The organism is Frankia sp. AvcI1, assembly GCF_001420875.1.
Classification (GTDB): domain Bacteria; phylum Actinomycetota; class Actinomycetes; order Frankiales; family Frankiaceae; genus Frankia; species Frankia alni.
The window spans coordinates 101,989-121,305 of the sequence record NZ_LJFZ01000008.1 but is presented as its reverse complement, the minus strand read 5'-3'; the positions used below and the strand labels follow the sequence as shown (position 1 = coordinate 121,305).

Annotated in this window: 8 protein-coding genes and 16 pseudogenes; 9 read left to right on the top strand and 15 right to left on the bottom strand. The window is 73.6% G+C overall.

Going from position 1 to position 19,317, the window contains the following annotated elements:
- The 8 genes and pseudogenes from UK94_RS47240 to UK94_RS10685 form a co-directional block, all read right to left on the bottom strand.
- Positions 1–359: pseudogene (locus UK94_RS47240) on the bottom strand (glycosyltransferase family 2 protein); the annotation flags it as partial.
- A gap of 1 nt (position 360) precedes the next feature.
- A pseudogene (locus UK94_RS47235) lies at positions 361–702 on the bottom strand (glycosyltransferase family 2 protein); the annotation flags it as partial.
- A gap of 1 nt (position 703) precedes the next feature.
- A pseudogene (locus UK94_RS47230) lies at positions 704–750 on the bottom strand (hypothetical protein); the annotation flags it as partial.
- A gap of 1 nt (position 751) precedes the next feature.
- Positions 752–1,088, bottom strand: a 337-nt coding sequence (locus UK94_RS47225; RefSeq protein ID WP_235487403.1) for a glycosyltransferase, incomplete at its 3' end; no start/stop codon positions are given.
- A pseudogene (locus UK94_RS47220) lies at positions 1,085–1,645 on the bottom strand (ABC transporter ATP-binding protein); the annotation flags it as partial. The pseudogene UK94_RS47220 and the gene UK94_RS47225, both read right to left, overlap by 4 nt.
- Before the next feature lie 43 nt (positions 1,646–1,688).
- Positions 1,689–2,060 (bottom strand): annotated as a pseudogene (locus UK94_RS47215) (ATP-binding cassette domain-containing protein); the annotation flags it as partial.
- A 1-nt stretch (position 2,061) separates the two neighbouring features.
- Positions 2,062–2,119 (bottom strand): annotated as a pseudogene (locus UK94_RS47210) (hypothetical protein); the annotation flags it as partial.
- Positions 2,120–2,751: 632 nt separating this feature from the next.
- Positions 2,752–3,603 carry an ABC transporter permease gene (locus UK94_RS10685; protein WP_011602440.1) on the bottom strand — a complete coding sequence of 284 codons (852 nt, stop codon included), beginning with the start codon at positions 3,601–3,603 and terminating at the stop codon, positions 2,752–2,754.
- 580 nt (positions 3,604–4,183) lie between these two features.
- Here UK94_RS10685 and UK94_RS47205 point away from each other — a divergent pair.
- From UK94_RS47205 to UK94_RS10670, 5 genes and pseudogenes are all read left to right on the top strand, one after another.
- Positions 4,184–4,938, top strand: a pseudogene (locus UK94_RS47205) (HAD-IA family hydrolase); the annotation flags it as partial.
- A gap of 1 nt (position 4,939) precedes the next feature.
- Positions 4,940–5,686: pseudogene (locus UK94_RS47200) on the top strand (haloacid dehalogenase); the annotation flags it as partial.
- A gap of 1 nt (position 5,687) precedes the next feature.
- Positions 5,688–6,772, top strand: a pseudogene (locus UK94_RS47195) (haloacid dehalogenase); the annotation flags it as partial.
- A 641-nt stretch (positions 6,773–7,413) separates the two neighbouring features.
- Positions 7,414–7,980: pseudogene (locus UK94_RS47190) on the top strand (class I SAM-dependent methyltransferase); the annotation flags it as partial.
- 745 nt (positions 7,981–8,725) lie between these two features.
- Positions 8,726–9,082 carry a VOC family protein gene (locus UK94_RS10670; protein WP_011602444.1) on the top strand — a complete coding sequence of 119 codons (357 nt, stop codon included), beginning with the start codon at positions 8,726–8,728 and terminating at the stop codon, positions 9,080–9,082.
- A gap of 15 nt (positions 9,083–9,097) precedes the next feature.
- Here UK94_RS10670 and UK94_RS47185 read toward each other — a convergent pair.
- The 7 genes and pseudogenes from UK94_RS47185 to UK94_RS10655 form a co-directional block, all read right to left on the bottom strand.
- Positions 9,098–9,940: pseudogene (locus tag UK94_RS47185) on the bottom strand (WD40 repeat domain-containing protein); the annotation flags it as partial.
- Position 9,941: 1 nt separating this feature from the next.
- A pseudogene (locus UK94_RS47180) lies at positions 9,942–11,152 on the bottom strand (serine/threonine protein kinase); the annotation flags it as partial.
- 1 nt (position 11,153) lies between these two features.
- On the bottom strand, positions 11,154–11,572 hold a 419-nt coding region (locus tag UK94_RS47175), incomplete at its 3' end, for a protein kinase (RefSeq protein ID WP_235487469.1).
- 1,354 nt (positions 11,573–12,926) lie between these two features.
- A pseudogene (locus UK94_RS47170) lies at positions 12,927–13,866 on the bottom strand (hypothetical protein); the annotation flags it as partial.
- Between the two features lies 1 nt (position 13,867).
- Positions 13,868–14,480 (bottom strand): annotated as a pseudogene (locus tag UK94_RS47165) (glycosyltransferase family 39 protein); the annotation flags it as partial.
- 470 nt (positions 14,481–14,950) lie between these two features.
- A pseudogene (locus UK94_RS47160) lies at positions 14,951–15,154 on the bottom strand (DapH/DapD/GlmU-related protein); the annotation flags it as partial.
- Position 15,155: 1 nt separating this feature from the next.
- The coding region (locus tag UK94_RS10655; RefSeq protein ID WP_235487466.1) for an acyltransferase at positions 15,156–15,583 on the bottom strand (428 nt) is incomplete at its 3' end.
- A 198-nt stretch (positions 15,584–15,781) separates the two neighbouring features.
- Here UK94_RS10655 and UK94_RS47155 point away from each other — a divergent pair.
- From UK94_RS47155 to UK94_RS10640, 4 genes and pseudogenes are all read left to right on the top strand, one after another.
- A pseudogene (locus tag UK94_RS47155) lies at positions 15,782–15,997 on the top strand (glycosyltransferase family 2 protein); the annotation flags it as partial.
- Position 15,998: 1 nt separating this feature from the next.
- On the top strand, positions 15,999–16,831 hold an 833-nt coding region (locus UK94_RS10650), incomplete at its 5' end, for a glycosyltransferase family 2 protein (RefSeq protein ID WP_235487401.1).
- Between the two features lie 2 nt (positions 16,832–16,833).
- Complete coding sequence (locus UK94_RS10645; RefSeq protein ID WP_011602450.1) at positions 16,834–18,027, top strand: glycosyltransferase family 4 protein; 1,194 nt, start codon at positions 16,834–16,836, stop codon at positions 18,025–18,027.
- 205 nt (positions 18,028–18,232) lie between these two features.
- Complete coding sequence (locus UK94_RS10640; protein WP_011602451.1) at positions 18,233–18,946, top strand: class I SAM-dependent methyltransferase; 714 nt, start codon at positions 18,233–18,235, stop codon at positions 18,944–18,946.
- Positions 18,947–19,317: the final 371 nt, after the last annotated feature.

Here is a 19,317-nt window from a genome sequence, read left to right as displayed (position 1 = left end):
CCCGGCACGTAGCGGATCGTGTACCCGCGGGCCCGGATCCGCCACGACAGGTCGGTGTCCTCGTAGTAGAGGAAGAACGCGTCGTCGAACCAGCCGAGCTCGTGGCCCAGCGACGACCGGATGGCCATCCCGTTGCCGCAGGCGGTGAACACGTCCTCCGGCTGGTCGAACTGGCCGGTGTCGACCTGCTGGTAGCCCCGGTCCGCGCCGTAGCCGTCGGTCAGCACGATCCCGCCGACGTTGTTGACCACGTCGACGCGCGGCGCCTCCCCGCCGACGGTGAGTGTCACCGTCGTCGACTCCGGGCCGACGGCCAGCTCGGCCCGGCCGCCGTCGGTGGAGCCGGTCGGGCCGTCCCANCTCAGCACGACCTGCTTGCGCGACTCCGCCGCCCAGGTGAACCCGAGGGTGACCGGCCCGCCGTCCGGGATCGGGACGCACAGCTCGCCGTCGCCGCGGGTCCAGAAGTACGGGGCCTTCGCCGGCCCCTCGGCGCCGTAGGTCAGCTTCTCCCACAGCACCTCGCGCAGCGCCTCGCGCCCGTCCACGGTCACCGACGACACCCGCACGCCCAGCTCCCGGGAGTCGTGCGGGCCCGGCACGAAGGTGGGCGTGCTCAACCGCATCCGCAGGAAGCGGGGCAGGAACACGACCTTGCCGGTGGCGGCGCCGAGGTGCTGGCCACCGGGCTCGCCGAACGGCNCCAGCAGGGCCGCCAGCCAGCTTGGTTCGGGGACGGCGTCGTTGTTCNCCAGCACCGCGTACGGCGTGGTGACCTGGCGCAGGGCGAGGTTGTTGCCCCCGGCGAAGCCGAGGTTGCGATCCGAGGGCACGACCCGCACCCAGGGGTATCGCTCGGCGAGCAGCTCCCGGGAGCCGTCCGCGGAGGCGTTGTCGACGACCCAGGTCTGGAAGGCGAAGCCGGCGTCCTGCTTGGCGATGCCGTCGAGGCAGGCCGGCAGCAGGTGTGCCCCGTTCCAGTTGACGATCACGATGGTCGCCAGCGGCTCGGCGGCCGCGCCGCCGCCCGGCCCGGCCGCGCCGCCGCCCGGCCCGGCGGCGGTGCCCGTCTGCTTTCGCTCCGTCATCCGCGCAGCCTCGCCTCGTAGTCGACCTTGAGAAGCCCGTCCGCCTGCGGTCCGCTGACGCCGAACAGCTCCTCGAACCGGCGGGTCGTCACCGGGGCGCCGGTGGTGGCGTCCGAGACGTGCACCTTGACGGCGAACGCCCCGAGCAGTTCGGGCAGGTGCGGAACGGAGAAGTCCACGATGTGCCGGCCGGGGCCGACGGCGAGCCCGCCGGGGGGCGTCTCCATCATCCAGATGGGCACCTCGCTCTGCCCGACGATGTAGGTGTGCAGGTAGATCCGCTCCGGCGCGCCCTCGGTGACATCGAGCTCGACGCTGACCGTGAGCCGCTCGCCCGGGTCGTACTGCACCAGCGGCAGCCCGCCGGGATCCGGGCTGAAGGCCACCGACTGAGGGCGGACGGTGGCGTACTCCCACGACACCGGGCCCTCGGCCGGCAGGCTGCCCAGCTTCTGCCGCAGCAGCTTCGTGCCCACGGCGGGGTTGCCGTCGTAGATCAGCGAGCCCGACTCCAGCACCAGGATCCGGTCACACATGCTCTCGATGAGGTCGAGGGANTGGGTGACGAACAGGATCGTGCGCCCCTGTGCCCGGAACTCNGCGATCTTGGCGAGGCACTTGCGCTGGAACGCCTCGTCACCGACGGCGAGCACCTCGTCGACGAGCAGTACGTCCGGATCGACGTGCACGGCCACGGCGAAGCCGAGGCGCACGTACTGGCCGGACGAGTAGTGCTTCACGTCATCGTCGATCTTGTGTCGCAGCTCGGAGAAGTCGACGATCGAGTCGAACAGGCGGTCGATCTCCCGCTTGGACAAGCCGAGCAGCGAGGCGTTGAGGTAGACGTTGTCCCGCCCGGACAGCTCGCCGTTGAACCCGGCGCCGAGCTCCAGCAGCGACGCGATCCGGCCCTGCACCGAGACCTCGCCGCTGGTCGGACGCAGGATGCCGGCGAGCACCTTGAGCAGGGTCNACTTCCCCGAGCCGTTCGCCCCGGCGAGCCCGACCGTCTGGCCGCGCCCGATCGTCACNTCGACGTCGCGCAGCGCCCAGAAGTCGTCCCCGGCGGGGCCGCCACGGCGGACGAACCGTTCCTTCAGGCTCGTCGCCCGGTTGCTGTACGAGACGAACCGCTTGCTCNCCCCGGTCCCCTGGATCACCACCGCCGAGCCGGGGGCGACCTCCCCGGGACCAACCTGCTCGGGGGCGCCGAGGGAATCGGGCGCGCCGAAGGGATCGGGAGCGCCGAAGGGATCGACTGCCCCGAGCCTGCCGGCNGGCGCCGCACCGTCCGCGCCGGAATAGCCCCAGGAGTCCGACCGACCCGGCGCCGTGGCGGCGACCTCCGGGTAGGACGGCGTGACGGGGTCGAGCGTGGCGGGGTCGAGCGCTGTCGGATCGAGCGCGCTCGGGTCCGGCGCGGTCGGGTCGAGTGCGGCGGGGCCGGCTGGCGCGGCGCCGTCGACCGGGCCGCGCGGGGCCGCGGGACGCCGCCCCCACGGCGGGGAGGCCGCACCGCGCTGGTACGCGGACGAGTGTCGGGCCACTACAACTCCTTGCTGGCCGCCGGCGGACGTCTCACCATGATCGCACCGCGGTCGGCGTGCTGGCTCCAGGGCTCGCGGCGGCGGACGACGACGTCGCCGGGCCGCCGGGAGCCCACCTACAGATCCTCGGCGAAGTCCGCCTGCATGGTGCGGAACACGTGGAAACCCAGCCAGAGCAGGACGAGCGAGATCGCCCCTGCGACGGCGAGATGTTCCAGGTAGAACGTGTATCCCGGATCCGCCTGGACGGGGGTCGAGCCGGTGGAGCCACCCCCGGGATCGTAGATCGCGCGCTGGAACGTGATGACCACCACCGCCATCGGGTTGAGCAGGTACACCCAGGTCCACTCGTGCAGCCGGTTCTGGATGAGGCCGAAGGCGTAGACCATGGGGTTCAGCCAGAACCAGGCGAGCAGGGCGACGTCGAGCAGGTGGGAGGTGTCGCGGTAGCGCACGTTGAGGGCGCTGACCAGCAGCGACAGCGCGACCGTGAACGTGATGGCGACGGCCCCGGCGGGCACGAGCAGCAGCAGGTCGGCGCCGAGCAGGTTGTAGCCGAGGATCAGGATCACCACGAAAAGCACGAGCAGCTGGAGCAGGAAGTGCACGGCGGCGAACCCGACCGCCGACAGCGGGAGCACGGCGAGCGGGAACCGCACCTTCTTGACCAGGTTCGCGTTCGCGACGACGCTGCCGCACGCCGACGACACGCTGCCCGAGAAGGCGTTCCAGATCAGCAGCCCGGACATCAGGTAAATGCCGAACCGCGGAATTCCGGACTTGAGGACGATCTGGAAGACGAACGTGTAGACCACGAGCAGGAGCATCGGGTTCGCCAGCGACCAGGCGAAGCCCAGCGTGGAACCCTTGTACTTGACCTTCAGGTCCTTGCGGATGAGATTGCGCAGCAGTTCCCAACGCACCCGCGTCTGCGCCCGGCTGCGGCGGGCCAGCCGGCTCGGGTCCATCGCGTGCTGCCCAGGGCCGGGGCCCGTCGGCGGCGGGGACGGGGCCGTCGGAGCACCCGCCGGCAGCGGAGCGTCAGCCAGATGTGACACGGCCGGCCCTCCCCGTCCCCCGGAGATCAGGCCGCCGGTCCTCGGCACGGCGTGGCTGGAGCTGCACCTGTCCGCTCCTCACTCGACACGACAGAGATCTGACAGTACCGAGAACCGTCGCCGGCCCGGCACGCCCCCGGGCCGGGGCAGCGCCGGGACACGCCCGCCGGACGATGCGCCCACCGACGGTGATGCGCCCACCGAGGGGTGATGCGCNCCACCGGGGGTGTCGTCCCGGTCGCGGGTGAATGGCCGACGGAGCGCAACGGCGAACCGGACCGCTTCTCGGCAGAATCGTGACGGTACCGTGCCCGGACCGAGCCGGCGCCGCCACCCGGTCCGGTGGCCGGTGTCCGGAACGGGGTNCATAGTATCGACCCGTCCATCTGGCTTCGGCCGGCCGATGCCGCGTGGGGGATTCCCGACGTTTGGCGGCCGTCNGGGCCGACCCGGCGGAGGCGGCCATACCGGTCGCATGGAGAGGACGGCCGTGTTCACCGACGTCCGACTACGCGAAGTGTGGTCGCATCTGGAGTCGGGCGGGGCACAGGCCCTGACTCTCGATGTCTTCGACACCTTGTTGTGGCGCATGGTGCCCGAACCCACCCACGCGTTCGTGTTGCTGGGCCACCGGCTTGCCGACGCCGGCCACCTGCCGCCCAGCGTCTCGCCCGGGGAGTTCGCCCGGCTGCGCGTGCACGCCGAGCATGTGGCGCGGCTGCACGCCCACGACACCCGCGGCACCCACGAGGTGCGCCTGGACGAAATCTGGCAGGTGCTGGCGCCCGCGTTGCCGGGCACCGCCGGGGTGCAGGACCTGATCGACGCCGAGGTCGCGGTCGAACGCGAACTGTGCCGGGCCGACCTCGCCGTGGTCGAACTCGCCGAACTCGCCATGACCAAGCTCGGTCTGCCGGTGTACCTGCTGTCGGACACCTACTTCTCCGCCAGCCAGCTCGAACGGCTGCTGAACCGGCCGGAGCTCTCGGGGGTGCCTTTCACCCGGATCTTCACCTCCTCCGATGCCGGGACCTCGAAGAGCGACGGGCTGTTCCAGCACATGCTGGCCGCGTCCAACCTCCAGCCGTCCCGGGTGGTCCACCTCGGCGACCATCCCGTCGCCGACGTCGAGGGCGCCCGCGAGCACGGGCTCGTCGCCATCCATTACCCCAAGTACGCCGGATCGCTGCGGCAGACCCTCGACCTGGAGGGACTGCGCAACCAGCCCGGCGACGACGTCCCCATNGACCCGGTCGACGGCGACTTCGGGATGACGGCCCTGCGCGCCCGGACACTGCACCGCGCGGACGCCCTCGCCGTGCCCGCCGGGCTGCGCCGCTACTGGGAGACCGGGGCCACGGTGTTCGGCCCGGTCTTCGCCGGCTTCGCCGAATGGGCGGTGGAGCGGGCGCGGGACTTCGGCGCCGACCACATTTACTGCCTGATGCGGGAGGGGGACTTCCTGTCCCGCCTGCTCGTCGACCCGGGCGAGGACGTCGGCGTGTCCGTGTCGACGATGTGGGCGTCCCGGCAGGTGTGTGCGCTGTCCAACGTGTTCGAGGGCAGCCCGCAGGAGCTGAAGAGCTTCCTGGTCCGCCGGCACGCGCCGAGCGTCGGCCAGCTCCTGCGCCAGCTCGGCGTCCGGCTGGAGCACGTCGCCGGCATCTCCGCGCTGGCCGACCGGCGCCTCGACGTGCCGGGCCTGCTCGACGACACCCTCGAGGAGCTCTGCTCGGACGAGCGGATCCGCAGCGAGATCGTGCTGACCGCCACCCGGCTGCGCGAGCGCTACGTGCGCTACCTCGACAGCCAGCTGCCGGAGACCGGTCGGGTCGTCTTCCTCGACCTGGGCTGGGGCGGCACCATCCAGGCGCTGCTCACCCGGCTGCTGGCCTCCACCGGGCGCAAGCTGGACATCCTCGGCCTGTACCTGGCGACGAACCAGGCGGCGATGAGCCACCGGCTCGCCGGCATGGAGCTGGAGGGCTACGTGNCCTCCGGCGGGCAGCCGGAGACGATGGCCAACCAGCTCATGCGCAGCCCCGAGGTGCTCGAACAGCTCTGCATGCCCGACGTCGGGTCGCTGGTCTCGTTCGACGAGATGAGTAACCCGGTCCTCAGCATCGACCGGACCTCGCGCACCCAGGTCGCCCAGCGCGCCGCGGTGCAGGACGGCATCCTCGCCTTCCAGCGGGAATGGCTGCGCTACCGGCGCTCGGAGACCCCGATGCCGTCGCTGGCCTCCGCCGGGGCGCGCCGCGCCGGGCTGCGCATGCTGACCCGCTTCGTCGCCCGCCCCACCGCCGCCGAGGCCGCCGCGTTCGGCTCCTGGGCCCACGACGACAACTTCGGCTCCGACGCCACCGAGGGTCTGCTGCCGCCGGAGCTCGTGCGCCGGATGCCCTACCTCACCCCGGCCGACATCGACCGCATCTCCATGCGGGAGCTGTACTGGCCGGCGGGCGTCGCCGGCGTCGCCAACCGGCCGCTCGCGGTCATCAGCGGGCTGGCCGCGGCCGCCGGCGTCCCGCCCGAGGAGGTCTCGCCGGAGGCCGCGGCCGGGCCCGTCGAGGTCTACGTCGACACCGGGGCCGACTTCGTCAACGGGGTGAAGGAGACGGCGCTGACCCGGTCGGCCCGCGACGGGCTGTCGCTCGTCCGGCTCAGCGTGGAGGCCGTCGGCGCCCGCCGCATCCGCATCGACCCGGCCGGCCGGCGCGGGCTGCTGCGGCTGGACTGGCTGACGCTGTCGTTCCACATCAACAACATCGCCGAGCCCTACAAGGTGACCATCACCTCGCTGGACGACCCCGCCCAGCAGCTCGCGCTCGTCGGCCTGCGGCTGCTGCAGCCGAACCTGGTGGAGATCCTCGGCGACGACCCCCAGTTCGTCTACACGATCGACCTGGCCACCCAGCCGCACCTCGCCGGGGTCTACGCGCTCGAGGTCGAGATGGCGTTCGGCTGGATGGGTATCCGGGGTGACGCGCTGATCCTGCCGGCCGCCGGCCCGGCCCGGGACGGGCTTCCCGTCCGGGCGGCCCGCAAGATCCGGCGCGAGCTCGGAGGACTGCGGTGACCGACCAGCGGGACCCCGAACCCGCTGCCATTGGACCGCTGAACGGCGCTGATGCCCCGAGAGCCCGGGGCGTACGGGGCGAGGGTGCCGAGCCGGACGAGCCCGCGGTGCGGGGCCCGTTCGAGGTGCGCGGTGGTCCGTCCCGCCAGTCCAGCACAGCTCCGTCCGCGGCGCCCCCGGCGGGGATCTCCCCGGTGGCGTCCGCGACGGCGACCGACGTGGCGACACCCGCCGCGGCCGAGGCCGGCCCCGGTCCCGCGGCTGGCCCCGATCCTGCGGGCGGCCCCGATCCTGCGGCTGGCCCCGATCCTGCGGCTGGTACCGGTCCCGCGGCCGGGACCGGATCGGTGGATCCGGAGGAGCACGGCGCCGTTCGGGACANCTTTGCCGAGCTCGCGGCCATCGCCGCCGGCCCCAACCGCGCCGGCGATGATCCTGCCGGGGCCGATCCTGCCGGGACCGATCTCGCCGGAAGCGATCGTGGCCGGACGGGGCCGGGGTCGGGCCTCGCCCGCAAGGACGATCATGCCCTCGACGTGGGCGACGCCGCNGAGCCGACGCTCGCGCCGTTGCTGCTGCACTCCCTGTCCGACCTGCGGGAGATCTGGGTTCCGCTGATCGAGGCCGCCGGCGCGCGCAGCGTGGCGGAGATCGGCTCGGAGAGCGGGGTGACCACCTCCCTGCTCGTCGACCTGCTCCGCCGCGGCGGCGGTGGTCGGCTCGTCGTCGTCGACCCGGACCCGGGGGTGGCGCCGACCTCCGGCGGCGGGCTCGACGTGCAGGTCATCCGCGGCTACAGCCCGCAGGCCCTCGACGGCCACGCGCCGACCGACGCCTACCTCATCGACGGGGATCACAACTACGCCACCGTGCACGGCGAGCTCACCGCGATCGCCGACGCGGTCGCCCGGTTCAGCCGCTCGTACTTCCCGCTGGTGGTCCTGCACGACGTCGGCTGGCCGGCGGGGCGGCGCGACCAGTACTACAACCCGGACCGGGTCCCCGCGGACGCTCGCCAGCCGCACTCGTGGGACGTCGGCGTCGAAATCGACGATCCCGGGGTGGTTCGCGGGGGCTTTCGCGGCATGGGGGCGTTCGCCTGGGCGCTGACCGAGGGCGGACCGCGCAACGGGGTGCGCACGGCGATCGAGGACTTCGTCGCAGAGCATTCCGACCTGCGGTTCTTCACGGTGGCGCCGATCTTCGGGNTGGGTGTGGTGGTCGACCGTCGGGCGCCGTGGGCCCGCCGGATCGCGGACCTGCTCACGCCGTGGGTCTCCAACCGACTGCTGTCCCGGATGGAGCGCAACCGCGTCGACCTGTACCTGCACGTGCTGCGGTTGCAGGACGCGGCGGCGGCGATGGCCCGCGCGCGCCAGCGGGAGTGGTCCCGGCTCGACGACGAGCGCAGCCGGCTCGCCGCCCTCGAACTGGAGCACCTGCACCGCATCGGCCAGTTGGAGCACGAGCTGGCCGCCCTGCGTCGGCGCGAGGCCGAGGACGCCGAGCGCGCTGTCCACGGCCACCGACCGGCCNCCGACGCCGACGAGCCGAGGCTCCGACAGGTCGCCCGGATCGCAGGCTCGGCGCTGCGGTCCCGACTGGGCCCGACCGGGCAGGAACGGCTGGCACGGGTGCAGACCCGGATCGCTGACACCGGCACCGCCCGCACCGCCCTGCCCGCCCTGCGCCGCCGGCCGAGTGCCCCGGCGCGGGGTGGCCCGAGCGATCCGGGCGCACCCCCGCCCGGGTAGGACCATGGCTCCTCGACCGACAACGGCTTCCCGATCCGGAACGGCCCCGGCCTCATGGCCGGCTCCGGCAGCGGCCGGTTCGCCGCTGGTGGAGCCGCGCTCGCCGGGGTGCTGGCCGTGCCGGTCCTGCTCGACCGGTCCGGGCGGCTCGCCGCCATCATGAGACCGTCCGTATCGCCGCCGTCCCCTGAGGTGGATCATGGCTGTTCTCCGGATCGTCGCCGACCTGCCGTCCCGCTCCCTGCCGGCCGCCCGGCGCTTCTACGCGGCCGTTCTCGGGCTTGAGCCGATCATGGACCACGGCTGGGTCGTGACGCTGAGCGATCCCGATCGACCCGGCCCGCAGCTCACCCTGCTGACGCACGACCTCACCGCACCGGCCGTCCCGGCCGTCTCGGTCGAGGTCGACGACGTCGACGCCGCCCATGCCGCGGCTCTCGCCGCCGGTGCCGGCATCGTCCACCCGCTCACCGACGAGCCGTGGGGCGTGCGCCGATTCTTCGTCCGGGATCCGGACGGCAACGTCGTGAACGTCCTCGGCCACGCCCGGGCGTGACGACCGGCCCCGCGGTCAGCAGACCGGCTGGTAGGGGACATCGGCGATGTGCCGCTGCCATTCGGCGTCGTCGATCTGTTTCGACGGGTCGGCGCAGGCGGCGGCGATGAGGCTGGCGTCGTCGATGCGGCTGATCCGCACGGTGTAGTCGTCGCTGGCGGTGGCGATCCCGCTGCCGTCCGGTGTCCAGGCCAGGGCCTGGATCCAGTCGCCGTGCCCGTTGATCGTGCCGACCGACGCCGGTCGGCCGGTGCCGGAGACGTCCCACAGGTGCACGGTCGTGTCCCAGCCGGCGGTGGCCAGCGTCCTGCCGTCCGGGCTGAAGGCCAGGTCGAACACCCACTTCTCGTCGGCGGGGAAGGACGCGGTGGCCGCCGGGCGCGACGGGTTGGTGATGTCCCAGAGGCGGGCCGTGCCGTCGTAGGCGCCGGTGGCCAACCGCCGCCCGTCCGGACTGAACGCCACCGTCCAGACGTAGTCGGTGTGCGCGGTGATCGCCGCCAACGGCCGCGGCCGGCGCGGATCGGTGATGTCCCACAGCCGGGCGGTCCGGTCGGCGCTCGCGGTGGCCAGCAGGTGACCGTCGGGGCTGAAGGCGACCTCGTTGACCCAGCTCGTGTGCCGGTCGAGCACGGACAGCGCGGTGGGATGGCGCGGATCCGTCACGTCCCACAGCCGGGCGGTGTTGTCGTAGCCGGAGGTCGCCAGCGTCCGGCCGTCCGGACTGAACGCGGCGTCGAGGACCCAGCCGTTGTGCCCGTGGATCACGGCGAGCTCGGCGGGATGGCGGGGGTCGCTGATGTCCCACAGGATCGCCGACCGGTCGTAGCTGACCGTGGCCAGCGTCCGGCCGTCCGGNCTGAACGCCGCGTCGAGGACCCAGGATGTGTGCCGGGTCAGGGTCGACAGCTTCACCGGATGCGCTCGGTCGGAGATGTCCCACAGCTGGACGAGGTCGTCCGCGCCGGTCGAGGCGAGCAGCCGCCCGTTCGGGCTGATGTCGACGCCGAGCGCGGAGGCCGTGTGCCCCGTGAGGACGCTGGCGGTCGCCGCGGCGAAGGAGGTGCGCAGCGCGGCGCGGGCCTCGCGCACCGGGCTGATGCGGTAGGCGGCCAGCGACAGCCGGGCGGCGAGGTCCGCGTCGGAGTTGCGCACGGCCTCGGCGGCCAGCGCCACGCGGGCCGCGGTCTCCTCCCGGCTCGGCCGCTGGCCGCCGCCCGTGGTCAGCGCCAGCGGCATCAACGCCGCGATCAGCAGCACCGCAAGGATGGGCGCGGCGAGCAGCGCGATGCGCCGCCGGTCCCACCGGCCGCGGCGCCGGCTCGGCGCGCCGGGGTCGTCCGCGGCGCCCGCACCCGCCGGGCCGGCGTCGAGGCCGCCCCGCGCCGGATCGCCGACGGCCGGGCCACGGTGGCCAGGGCCGGCGGCGGATGGCGGGCCGCCCCGATCATCGGTTGGCGGCGGCCATCCTCCCGCGGCGCCGAGGTCCGCACGTGCGGCGGCGGGGTCGCCAGGCCAGCCCTGCGCCGCCGCGCCGGGGGAGCGGTCGGGCGTGTCGAGGGCGTGGTCGGGCGACGTGGCGGGGCGGGCCGGATCGGCAGGCCGAGGCCGCACCCGGCCGGTCGGCTCGGCGCCGAGCGACGATCCGCCGCCGTCGGTCCCGGCGCGCTGGGGCGGGGCCAGCATCGGCGCCGCGGACCGGATGACGCGGGTCACGTCGGGATCGGGATGGGTCGAGGGTCCCATCCCGACCAGGCGCAGGAACAGCTCCTGCGCGGTCGGCCGGGCGGCCGGGTCCTTGCGCATCGCCTCCTCGACGATCGGGCGAAGCGCCGGGTCGAGGCCGTCGAGCAGCGGCTCGCGATGCACGACCCGGTAGAGCTGAACCGGTGTCGGGCCGTCGCCGAAGGGGAACGACCCGGTCCCCGCGTAGGTGACCAGACCGCCCCAGGCGAACACGTCCGCCGCGGCCGACACGGGTTCGCCGTTGGCCTGCTCGGGCGCCATGAACGCCGGGGTGCCGACCCGTTGGATCTCCTGGCTCAGCATCGTCTGGGCGTCCAGCGCCCGNGCGATCCCGAAGTCGATCACCCGTGGGCCCAGGGAGGACAGCAGGACGTTGGACGGCTTGAGATCGCGGTGCACGAGACCCGCGCCGTGGATCGACGTCAGCGCCGCCGCGACGCTCACCGCGAGGCGTTCCAGGTCGGCCGAGCGCAGCGGGCCCTCCGCCGCCACGCTCTGGGCGAGGGTCAGTCCGTCGATGTACTCGGTGACGAGGTACGGCAGCCCGTCCGGGGGGTCGACGACATCGAGCACCTCCGCGGTGCAGAACCGGGCCACCCGGCGGGCGATGTCGGCCTCGCGGCGGAACCGGGCCCGGAACTCGGGCACCCGGGCCAGGTCCGGCCGGATCACCTTGACCGCGACGAGCCGGCCCGCGTACCCGGTCACACCGGGGCGGCCCCGCCCGAGGTAGACGGTGCCCATCCCGCCCTCACCGAGCCGGCCCAGCAGCTCGACGTGGACGAGTTCCCGCGGGTCGTCGCGGTCGAGGGGCGCGACCGGGCCGCCCGGTCCCGACCCGCCCGCGGCAGCCCCGTCGGCCGCCGACGGGAGGCTCACCGGGCCGCGTGGCGCGGCCTGCGCGCCACTCGGCGGCGAAGAAGGCGCCCCGGGTGGCGGGGACGACGCCCCGGGCGGTGGCGGGGACGCTACGCCGGACGCCCCGGCGGATCCCGCACCGGCGGCGCTCGCCAACCCGGTCGCGGCGGCCAGGGCGGCGTGCGGCAGCAGGTTCGGGGGTAGCGGTGGGCTCTGGGACGGCGAGAAACGGGGCACCGGCCTGGGGGCCGCCGGGGTGGCGGGCGCTACAGCCTGAGGCGGTGTTCCCCCGACGGGCGCGGGCGTTCCCTCGAGCGGTGGGGGCGGGAACGGCACCGCGGTGGGCTGCGGCGTGGCGGCCGGGCCCTGACCGGGCGGCGGCGCGGGCTGGGGTGTCTCCCCCCGCGCCCTGCCCGTCTCCCGCTTGCGGCGCAAGATTCCCCCCGAGCTGAGATGGTCGACACCGCGGACCTCGTGTGCACGATCATCATCTCATGGTCCGTTGGGCCCGGCTGGTGCCGTCTCGGTCGGTCCGGGCTCCTTGCCAGTGTGCCGCTGCGCGCGTGAGCGCGCACGCTGTGCAGTGGATATCGGGTCCTATGCCGGCGGTCGCCGGTCCGCCGGTCGCGGGTCAGCGGGGCTGGGGATGGCGGGCGCCATCGACCTCGGCGGTCGCGGTGTTCAGCGGCGGTTCCGTCACCGACGGCGACATTGCTGCGGCTGCGGCTGCGGTCGGCGACGTGGACGTTGAGGTCGGTGCCGATCCTGGTTGGGCCACTGCGGGTGTTTGGTTCGTCGTGGCCGGGGTCTGTGGCTGGGGCCTGGCCGAGGACCGATCCGGCGGCGGCGGGTCGCCGTGCGCCGGCGGGGATGGCGGCTGCGCGCCCTCGGCGCCCTCGGGGCCGGTGGGGCCGGTGGGGCCGGTGGGGGCGTCAGGGGCGTCGGCGCCCTCGGGCCGGGGCTGCCCGCTGGCCAGGGTGTCGCGGTGCAGCCGGGCGGCGCGGTTGTGGGCGGCCTGCCGTAGCCCCTGGCTCCGGGGGTCCGACAGGACGACCGCGCGGCCGGACCGGGACGGGCGGGCGTCGCGCTCGCCGATGACCAGCACCCACAGGCAGCCGGCCAGGGTCGTCACCGCGAGCGCGCACACCGCGACGGCGATGAAGACGAGCGTTCCCTCCGACCACGGCGACCAGGCCGTCATGTCGTCCCACGCGTCGCCGAGGTCACCGTCCCTGGGCCNCCAGAAGTGCGGGAACACCATGCTGATCGACCAGACCTGCAGGGTGACGGCGCCCGCGAGGAACAGCAGCGGCATGACTCGTGCCAGGTAACGACCGGTGGCCGCCGCCCCCAGCCCGATGCCGATCGCCAGCGCCACCAGCCCGGCGTACAGGTAGCGGCCAGAGATGCCGCTGACGTGGAACTGCTTGTCGAAGTTCTTGGCGGACTGCACCGTCATCAGCCCGAACAGGCCCCAGGTGACCCACAGCAGGAGCAGCAGGTCGACCCGGATGCGCCAGTTGCGGGCCCGGATGAGCGCGAGAGCGAAGAAGAAGACGACCAGGGCGGTGCCGGTGCGGACCGGGATGGTCGTGAGGTTGACCTCGAACCAGCCGAACGATCCCCACCAGCGCAGGATCGTCCCGTTGATCAGGATTTCCCAGTAGGCGTCCCAGTCGTCACCGAGGTACTGGCCCAGCGGGAAGCCGGGTGTCTCCGACTGGAAGGCGCCCCAGCGCACCACGTTGACGATCCACCACCAGCCACCCAGGGCAACCATGAGCGCCCCGCCGAGCAGGATCTGGCGCCAGGGGGGTCGCTGGGCGGCGGCCGAGGGCCCGGCCGGTCCAGCGTCGGCGAGCCGAAACGGCCGGATGTCGGCCCGGCCGCCGCCCGATGGCAGCGCACCGCCCGCACCGCCCGCACCAGCCGCACCGCCTGCACCAGCCGCGTCATCGGTACTCGCCGCGTCATCGGTACTCGCCGTGCCGCCGCGGCCGGTGCTCGCCCCAGGTGGAGGTGTGCCGGCCGGGTCCGCCGCGGGCGCGCGCACCCGCAGCGCACGGGCATCCCGCCGGGCCCGGGACCAGGCCAGCACGTAGGCCAGCGCGGCCATCGGGACCAGCACGATCGCCAGCGATTTCGTCATCAGGGCGAGACCGACGAAGCCACCCGTCCACNCCGCCGTGCGCAGCGAGGTGTCCCCGCGCAGCACGTAGACGATGCTCACGGTCGCCAGCCCGCCGGTCAGGACCAGCAGGTTGTCGTTGTTGACGCTGGAGCCGATGTGGGCCAGCTCCGGGATGGCCAGCGGGACCAGCGCCGCGCAGGTCCCCGCCACCCGGCTGCCGTCGGACAGCCGGTGCGCCCCCGCCCAGGCCAGCAGCGGCAGCGGGGCGACCATCGCCACGCTGACCAGTCGAAGGATGCCGATGATCTCGTCCCAGCGCAGGTCGTCGCCCCCGCCCGGGATCGCCTTGAGGATCACCGCGTTGACCCAGTAGTACAGCGGCGGGTGCTGGACGATCTGCTGGATGCCGCCCCTGGGCGCGGGCGTCCGCTCCAGTTCCTCCCAGCTCGGCCGCTCGTCCCGGGGCATCGCCTGCGCGGCGGTGAAGGGCCCGGCGGACAGGTCCCGCGGCCGCTTGTCGGTGCCGTAGGGCGCGGCCATGATCGCGCCCACCCCGCCGCGGGTCACGATCACGTGCCCCGGGTGGGGCCAGCCCTTGCCTTCGACCAGGCGCATCACGGCGTCGACGTGGTTGGGCTCGTCGGGCGCGTGGTACTGCGGCATCATCACCGACCAGCCCGCCAGCACCGCCGTGAACAGCAGGGTGATCGCCCAGATGGTCGCAGGCGCGGTGCGCAGGATGCGCCACGGTCGAAAGCGGGTCCCATCGGGGATCACTGCCGGGGCGGGCGTGGTGGCGGCGCGGGCCGCTGCGGTCGAATCCACGGAGTCACCCAAGCTCTGNACGGTCCCATCGGACGGAGGTGCTGTCATGTTACGGACACCCCCACTCGGTTGACTGTCCGGGTATCGGCGTATCGGCCCTGGTCGCGGACGGTGGCGAGGCGCTTCCCGGCATGGCGCAGCTCACCGTCCGTAGCATTCCCCCNAGACTGGCGTCGCAGACCGGTGGCCTCAGCGGTAGGTCCGCCCCTGGCCGCACGCCTCAGCCCGGAGCCCGCCCCTCAGCGCCGGGAGTTGCCCCAGCGCCGGGAGTGCCTCAGCGCCGGAGTTGCCTCAGCGCCGGGAGTGCCTCAGCGCCAGGAGTCGATGTGGCCGACGACCTTCGCCGGCGACCCGGCGACGACGGCCTTCGGCGGGACGTCGCGGGTGACCACCGAGCCCGCCGCCACCACCGCGCTCTCGCCGACGGTGACACCCTTGAGCACGATCGCGCCGGTGCCGATCCAGGCCCGGTCCTCCAGGATGATCGGCCCGCTCACCGGCTGCTCGACGCCNTCGACGACCATGGGATGGAAGTCGTTGTCGAGGAGCTGGGTGTTCCACGAGACGTTGCAGTAGGCCCCGATGGAGACCCGTTCCCGGACCAGGATCTTGGCGAACCCGTTGACGTTCGCGCCGGGGCCCAGCTCCAGCACGCCGGAGTCGACGACGATCCGCACGCCCCGCTGCAGCGAGACGACTCCCTCGCAGCGCAGCCGGCCCTCCGGATGCACCCGGATGATCGAGGTGTCGCGCTTCGTGGACAGGCCGAACCCGCCGAGGCCGACCCGCAGCGCCGCGCCCTCGGCGAACTCGATGCGCTCCCGGCCCTCGATGACGGTCGGCGAGCCGAGCCAGATCGGCTGCTTGTGGGCGAGCGGGTAACGCAGGCCCGCGACGAACGAACGGGCCGAGGTCTCTCGTGCGGCCCGCAGCGTCCGCACGTGCCGCACGTATTCACGTAGATCACTTCTGAACGCAGCCACGGTGCAAACAGTAGGCGCCGAGGTGGGCCGGTCGTCGGCCCGGTCGTCGGACCCCGGGGCGGGACGTGCCACTCTAGAACNGCGCGCCTGTATGGACGGACCGCGCATCACCGCCACGGACCGGCGATCGGAGTGGGGACGACGTCGGGCCGCGCCATGCACCGGCCCGCCGCCCCGCAGCGGCGATCACCGCCGGGAACGACGACCGGGAGCCACACCGACGTGAGTGTCAGCGCCATCCACAAGCCCGACCATCCGGAGGGCAGCACCCCGACGCAGCCCGCGGCCGGCGACGACTTCGTCGCGCTCGCACCCGACGTCCCCTATGTCACCATCGTCCTGCCCTGTTACAACGAGCAGGATCACGTGGTGNGCGAACTGGAGCGCATCACGGCGGCGATGGACGCCAGCGGGTACGCCTACGAGATCCTCGCGATCGACGACAAGTCGACCGACAACACCCTCGCCGTCCTGCGCGACGCGGCCCCCCGCTTCCCCCGGATGCGGATCATGCCGTTCCGCCGCAACGGCGGCTCGGGCACGGCCCGGCGCATCGGCACCCAGGAGGCCCGGGGAAAGATCGTCGTCTGGACCGACGCCGACATGACGTATCCGAACGAGCGCATCCCGGAGTTCGTCCGCTACCTGGACGACAACCTCGACGTCGACCAGGTCGTCGGGGCCCGGCTCACCGAGGAGGGGACCCACAAGTGGGCCCGGGTGCCGGCGAAGTGGCTCATCCGGATGATCGCCCAACGGCTGTCCGGGATGAAGATCCCGGACCTGAACTCCGGTCTGCGTGCCTTCCGCCGCGAGGTCTCCCTGCCCTACCTGCGGTTGCTTCCGCCCGGCTTCAGCTGCGTCACCACGATCACGATGTCGTTCCTGTCCAACCAGCACCCGGTCGACTACATCCCGATCGACTACGCGAAGCGCGCCGGGACGTCGAAGTTCCACCCCTTCCGCGACGCGCGCCGCTACATCCTCCAGGTGCTGCGGATGGTCATGTACTTCGACCCGCTCAAGGTGCTGATGCCGATAGCCCTGTGGATCATGGGGCTGGGCTTCGTCAAGCTGATCGTGGACCTCGTCCGCTACGACTTCCACGTGGCGACCTCGACCCTGCTCGCGATCCTCGTCGGCTTCCAGATCGCCGTGCTCGCCCTGATCGGTGACCTGGTCGCCCGTTCCCGCAGCAACACCTGACGATGCGTGTCGCGGTCATCGGCCCGACCCACCCCTACAAGGGCGGGATCGCCCAGCACACGACCGAGCTCGCGCACCGGCTGGCCGCCCGGGGGCACCAGGTCGTGATCGAGTCCTGGTCGGACCAGTACCCGGCGCGGCTCTACCCGGGCGTGCAGCGTGTCGCCGAGCCGGAGATGGAACCGTTCGGCGCGACCCGCTATCCGCTGTCCTGGCGTCGGCCCGACGGCTGGGTCCGGCTGGGCCGGCGGCTGGGGCGCGAGGCCGACGCGGTGGTGCTGGTCGTCGTCAGCCCGATCCAGGCGCCCGCCTACCTGGCCATCCTCGCCGCCCTGCGCGGCCGGGCCGGGGGCCGTGGCGGCGGCCCGCAGGTGCTGGCGCTGTGCCACAACGTCCTGCCACACGAGCGGCGCGCGGTGGACGAGCCGCTGATCCGGGCGGTGCTGCGGCGGGTGTCCGCGGTGCTCGTGCACACCCCGGCGCAGGCCGAGCTCGCCGCCACGCTCACCCCGGTGCCGGTGGTGGTGGCCGAGATGGCCCCGCACCTGTGGTCCTCGCCGACCCGGCGGCGCCCGGAGACACCCGAGCTCGCCGCCCAGGCCGAGTCCGCCGCCCAGGCCGCGGCCGGCACGCAGGCCGCGGCGGATGACCGGCCGCGACGCAGTCTGCTGTTCTTCGGGCTGGTCCGGCCCTACAAGGGGCTGGACGTGCTGCTGCGGGCGCTGGCCCGCGGCCCGGCGGACGTCCGGCTCACCGTCGCGGGGGAGTTCTGGGGCGACGCCGCGCAGACCACCCGCCTCATCGCCGAACTCGGCCTGACCGGCCGGGTCGACGTGCGGGCCGGTTACGTCGACGCCGCCGAGGTGCCCGGACTGTTCGCGGGTGCCGACGCCCTCGTGCTGCCCTACCGGGCGGGCACGGCGTCGCAGAACGTCGATCTCGCGCACCTGCACGGCCTGCCCGTGATCGCGACGACCGTGGGTACCCTGGCCGCAGCGGTCCGCGACGGAGTCGACGGCCTGCTGGTCCCGCCGGACGACGTCGACGCGCTCGCCGCGGCCCTGCGCCGCCTGTACGAGCCGGGCGTGCTCGCCGACCTCCGAGCGAAGGTCAGCCCGCCCGACCCGCAGGCGGCCTGGGGGAACTACCTCGACGCGGTATTCGGCGCGCTCGTCGCCGGATCCGGCGGCGGATGAGGCGTCCAGGCGGCTCCGGCCGGCGATCGGGCCCGATCGCCGGCCGGAGCCGACCCGGTCCGGCCGTGGTCCGGCCGGCAGCCCGGCTCGTCGCGTCGCGTCCGGCAACGACCACGCGAGGTATATCTGACGGGTCCAGGCGCGAACGCTGCCCACATGGCGGNCAGACTGTCCGTCAACAACGGCCGGAACGGAAGGCGGACTGGTGAGCCCCGTACGTGACGATGCCCTCGCCTTCGTGGGTCACCAGGTCCACGTGATGCGCCGCCGCGAGGTCGGCACCCTGCTGGAGTGGGCAGGCGAGCTGACCGGGCGCACGCTGCTCGACGTGGCGGGTGGTGACGGCTACTGGGCCGGGCAGGCCGCCCGCCGCGGGGCCCGGGCCGTCTGCCTCGACCTGGCACGGCACAAGCTGGAGTTCGGCCGCCGGCTGCGCGGTCATCCGGGACTCGTCGAGGGTGACGCGCTGGCGCTGCCCTTCGCGGCGACCACCTTCGACGTCGTCATGTCGGTGTGCGCGATCGAGCACTTCGACGACGGTCCGGCCGCGCTCGCCGAGATGGCCCGGGTGCTGCGTCCCGGCGGCGACCTGGTGATGTCCGCGGACGCGCTGACCCGGGCGACCGCCTGGCCGGACCTGTTCGACCGCCATCGCGCGCGCTACCACGTCAAGCACACCTATCCGGGTGAGCACCTCGCGAAGCTGCTCGACGACGCCGGGCTGGACGTCGTCCGCCAGACGTACATGTTCCGCAGCGAACGCGCCGAGCGGCTGTACCTCACGTTGTCCGCGAAGGGCGGCCGGGCCGGGTGGAACGCGGCGGCGGTGCTCTCTCCGGCCGTCGCGCTGGCCGACCGCCGCGCCCCCGACACGGCCGGCAGCGTGGTGCTCACCCACGCCCGCAAGCGGGGGAGCTGAGTCGATGGCCCGGCGCTCCCGGCCCGGTGAGGGGCCGCGCCGCACCCCGCCGCGCACCCCACCCCNGACCGGCACCACACCCCAGTCCGGAACCACACCCCCGTCCAGAACCACACCCCCGCCGGGCACCACGCCCCCGTCCCGTACCCCTCCCTCGCGCCGCACCCCACCCCCGCCCCGCACGGGCCCGCCCCCGCCGCCGAGCTCCCGCCTCGCCCAGCGGGCGGTCGCCGCGCTGCTCACGGTGCTGCTGTTCGGTCTGATCATTTTCGGCGGTGGCGCCGCGGCCGACGCCGCCGACGGGGAACGCTGGTGGGGGTATCTCCTCGGCGGGTTGTTCTGCCTGATCATGGTCGTCGCCGCCCTGCGCG

Excerpts from the sequence above, each read along its gene's own strand:
- UK94_RS10685 (WP_011602440.1), bottom strand. The coding sequence starts at position 3,603 with ATGGACCCGAGCCGGCTGGCCCGCCGCAGCCGGGCGCAGACGCGGGTG.
- UK94_RS10670 (WP_011602444.1), top strand. The coding sequence starts at position 8,726 with ATGGCTGTTCTCCGGATCGTCGCCGACCTGCCGTCCCGCTCCCTGCCG.
- UK94_RS10645 (WP_011602450.1), top strand. The coding sequence starts at position 16,834 with ATGCGTGTCGCGGTCATCGGCCCGACCCACCCCTACAAGGGCGGGATC.